The sequence below is a fragment of the Streptomyces sp. W16 genome (genome assembly GCF_033194735.1).
Taxonomy (GTDB): Bacteria; Actinomycetota; Actinomycetes; order Streptomycetales; family Streptomycetaceae; genus Streptomyces.
This window is the reverse complement of record NZ_JAWOAI010000718.1, coordinates 1-3,967: the sequence shown is the minus strand read 5'-3', so window position 1 is coordinate 3,967 and position 3,967 is coordinate 1. Positions and strand designations below refer to the sequence as shown.

The following is a 3,967-nucleotide window of genomic DNA, read 5'->3' as shown; positions in this document are numbered from 1 at the left end:
TCGACGAGCTGCCCGTCCGCGAGGTCCTCGACCGCGTCCCGGCCCTCGTCGCCCTGGTGCACGGCCCCGACCAGCGCATCGCGTACGTCAACGACGCCTACGTCGCGGCCTTCGGCGACCGCCCCCTGGGCGCACCGGCCCGCGAGGCCCTCCCCGAGCTCGACGAACTCGGCCTGCTCCCGCTCCTCGACCAGGTCCTGCGCAGCGGCAAGCCCCGCACCCTCAAGTCCCGCAAGGCCCCCGGCGGCCGGTCCTACACGTTCACCTGCACCCCGGTCGCCAAGAGCGCCGACGGCGGCGAGGGCGGCGTCCTGATCTTCGCCACCGACGTCACCGACCACGCCGAGGCCGCCGAGCGCCTGCGCGCCAGCGAACGCCGCCAGCGCGAAACAGCAGTGACCCTCCAGCGCTCCCTGCTCCCGCAGGAGCTCGAAGAGCCGGACGACCTGCGCATCGCCGCCACCTACCAGCCCGGCGGCACCGAGGCGGCGGTCGGCGGCGACTGGTACGACGTGATCACCCTCGGCGGCGGCCGCACCGCCCTGGTCATCGGCGACGTCATGGGCCGAGGTGTGCGGGCGGCGGCGGTCATGGGCCAACTCCGCACAGCGGTCCGCGCGTACGCCCGCCTCGACCTGCCCCCGCACGAGATCCTCCAGCTCCTCGACGGCCTCGCCACGGAGATCGACGCGAACCAGATCGCCACGTGCGTGTACGCCATCTTCGACCCGAACGAGGGCCGCCTGGTCTACGCCTCGGCCGGCCACCTCCCGATCCTCGTCCGCGACGAGACGGGAGCGGTCCAGCGCGCCGACGAACCCACCGGCCCCCCGCTCGGCACCGGCGGCTGGATCCACTCCTCCGGCACGATCCCGCTCAGCCCCGGTTCTACGGCGGTCCTCTACACGGACGGCCTGGTGGAACGCCGGGACGAGGACCTCGACGAGGGCATCGCCTCCCTGGAGCGCGCCCTGGCCGGCGCCACGGGCACCCCCCAGGTGGTCTGCGACCGCCTGGTCCGCTCGCTCGGCGTCACCGCGGACCACGACGACGACGTCGCCGTCCTGGTCGTCCAGCACCCGACCCACACCGGCCACGACGGGGACCTCTTCCGCAACGCGGCCCTGGAGCTGCTCGGCGGAGTGGAAGCGGCCCCACGCGCGCGTGCCTTCGCCTCCGGAGTCCTCACCAGCTGGCGCTTCCCCACCGAACTGCACGACTTGGGCGTCCTGGCCGCCAGCGAGTTGGTCGCCAACAGCCTCCAGCACGGCACCCCACCCATGCGCCTCAGGCTCCGCCGCACCGACCGCCGCCTCATCGTCGAGGTCACGGACGGCGACGACCACCTCCCGCGCCGCCGCCGCGCGGAACCCGCCGACGAGTCCGGCCGGGGCATCGCGATCGTCGCGACGATCGCGACCACCTGGGGTTCCCGCCGCACTCCCGGCGGCGGCAAGGCCGTCTGGTGCGAGTTCGTACTCCCCAAAACGGCCCCGGTATGACCTACACGTCCGCACCGACGGGCTCGACGGCCCCCCGAGCGACCACCAGACTCCCCTTCGCCCGCCACGGCTGATCCTGTACGGCGGTCAGCTGCCGCCCCAGCCGCACGGCGAGCACGCTGATCCCCAGCGAGAACAGCAGGAACGTCACGACATACGGCGCCGGCAGCGAGGCCCCCATCGGCCCGCCCACCGCGGGCCCGACGGCCAGCGCGAGCTGCTTCACCAGGGCGAAGGCCGAGTTGTACTGACCGGCCATCCCCTCCGGCGCCAGATCGGCGACCAGCGGCGCGACGGTCGGCGACAGCATCGCCTCACCCAGCCCGAACAGCGCGTACGTCGACACAAAGGCGGCCGTGGCCATCTCCTGACTCCCGTGCCCGAGCCCGGCATACCCGGCGGTGACCCACGCCAACGCCCAGATCAGCCCGACCCCGGCGATCACCCGCGAACGCCGCCGCCGCTCGACGAACTTCAGCACCGCGAACTGCGCGACCACGATCATCGCGGTATTGGCGGCCAGCGCGGTCCCGAGGGCGGACGTAGAGATCCCGGCGGCCTCCACCCCGTACGCACTCAGCCCGGACTCGAACTGCCCGTAGCAAGCGAAGAACATGACGAAGCCGAGCACGCCCAGCTGCACCATGGCCCGATTGCCGAGCAGCTGCTTCCAGGCACCCTTGGCCGACTGCGACGGCGCGTCCCCGATGACCGGCGAGTGCGGCATCCGCACGGTCGCCATCACCCCGGCGAGCACCAGGAACATCGCCGACTCGATCCCGAACAGCAACGTGAACGACGACGCACTGGTCGTGTCGACCAGATGACCGCCGATGAGCCCACCGACACCCAGCCCGAGGTTCTGCAGAAAGAACTGCATGGCAAACGCCCGCGACCGCGTCTCGGCGGTCGAACACTCCACGATCATCGTGGCCAGCGCCGGCTGCATCACGGCCTGCCCGGCCCCGAGCCCGGCAGCCGACAGCAACACGGCCCCCGCACTCCCCGCCAGCCCCAGACTGAGCGCTCCTACGGCGGCCAGGACCAGGGCGACGATCAGAACCGGCCGCGGGCCACGCCGGACGATGGCCCGCCCGGCGAACGGCAGCACGATCAGCGCGGCCACGGCGAAGACGGCGAGGACGAGCCCCGCCGTCATACCGCCAAGACCCCGCACCTGCGCCACATAGACGTACAGGTACGGGACCGTGAAGCCGAGCCCGAACGCGCTGAGTGCGTTGCCCACGTGGATCCGGCGCATCGCTGCGCCCATCGCCCTGGTCACGTTCACCTCAATCAACTAGTTAGATCTGAAGACTTAGAAGCTAAAGAGTACATACTCAAGGACTTCAAGGCAAAGGAAGCCCGTGCCATACTGCACGCATGGCCGACACCAGCGGCGTCCCGGAGCCGACGCTCGACGAACAGATCGCCGCCTACCAGCGCGAATTCCGGGACCTTGACCCCCAGGTCGAGAAGATCGTCTCGGCCCTGGGCCGGCTCAACCGCCGCATGAACGTCGCCTACGGCCGCCAGACCGCGAACCTCGGCATCAGCAGCGCCGACTGGGAGGTCCTGAAGGCCCTCGTCCTCGCCGGCGACCCCTACCGGATGGGCCCCAGCGACCTCGCCAAGCGCCTCGGCCTCACCCCGGCCGCGATGACCCACCGGATCGACCGCATGGTCGCCGAGGGGTTGGTCACCAGGGAGCGGGACGAGTCCAACCGCGTCCGCGTGATCGTGGAGCTGACCCCCGAGGGCCGCGGCAAGTGGCTGGAGGCGATGCGCATGGCGACGGTCTTCGAGGAGGACCTGCTCCAGGACCTCTCGCCGGACGAGCGCACCGTCCTCGGCGAGGTCCTCACCCGGCTGCTGCGTAGGGTGGAGCACGCCCAGCCGGACGCGGGCGGGCGCCTGAGCGACCTGGACTGACCGGGCTCCGACACGTCCAGGAAAAGATCTTGACAGGGAGTGGTTGACACACCTCTCGTCGATCCGTAAAGTTCTCCGGGTTGCCGCCGAGCCGTAACGGTTCTCCGGCAGTACCTCCGCCGCGACAGCGGCAACCCAAACCATCCGCACGATCTCCCAACGGGATTGATTTCGGCGTGCCCGAATTCAATTCGATTTGGGCTCGGCTGTGTTCGATCAGGTCGCTGGACCTCGATTGGAACTCCGCCGGGGGAATCGGCTAAGGTTTGAGACGTCGGAACGGCCCAACGGCCGGGATGGCAGCCCACTCTGACTGGGAGTCAGGCCCGAAAGGATCTGATAGAGTCGGAATCGCCGGAAAGGGAAACGCGGAAGCGGAAACCTGGAAAGCACCGAGGAAATCGGGACCGGAAACGGTCTGATAGAGTCGGAAACGCAAGACCGAAGGGAAAAGCCCGGAGGAAAGCCCGAGAGGGTGAGTACAAAGGAAGCGTCCGTTCCTTGAGAACTCAACAGCGTGCCAAAAATCAACG

At 69.9% G+C, this 3,967-nt stretch carries 3 protein-coding genes; 2 read left to right on the top strand and 1 reads right to left on the bottom strand.

Going from position 1 to position 3,967, the window contains the following annotated elements:
* Window positions 1-1,502 (top strand): ATP-binding SpoIIE family protein phosphatase (locus tag R6V09_RS47795; protein ID WP_317887722.1); only part of this gene is annotated, 1,502 nt, incomplete at its 5' end.
* 1 nt (window position 1,503) lies between these two features.
* On the opposite strand, the gene R6V09_RS47790 is transcribed toward R6V09_RS47795, so the two are convergent.
* Complete coding sequence (locus R6V09_RS47790; RefSeq protein ID WP_317887721.1) at window positions 1,504-2,787, bottom strand: MFS transporter; 1,284 nt, start codon at window positions 2,785-2,787, stop codon at window positions 1,504-1,506.
* A gap of 98 nt (window positions 2,788-2,885) precedes the next feature.
* Between R6V09_RS47790 and R6V09_RS47785 the strand changes: the two genes are divergently transcribed.
* Complete coding sequence (locus R6V09_RS47785) at window positions 2,886-3,434, top strand: MarR family winged helix-turn-helix transcriptional regulator (RefSeq protein ID WP_317887720.1); 549 nt, start codon at window positions 2,886-2,888, stop codon at window positions 3,432-3,434.
* Window positions 3,435-3,967 lie beyond the last annotated feature (533 nt).

Bases quoted from the DNA above. Each gene is read 5' to 3' on its own strand.
- R6V09_RS47785 (WP_317887720.1), top strand. From the start codon at position 2,886: ATGGCCGACACCAGCGGCGTCCCGGAGCCGACGCTCGACGAACAGATC.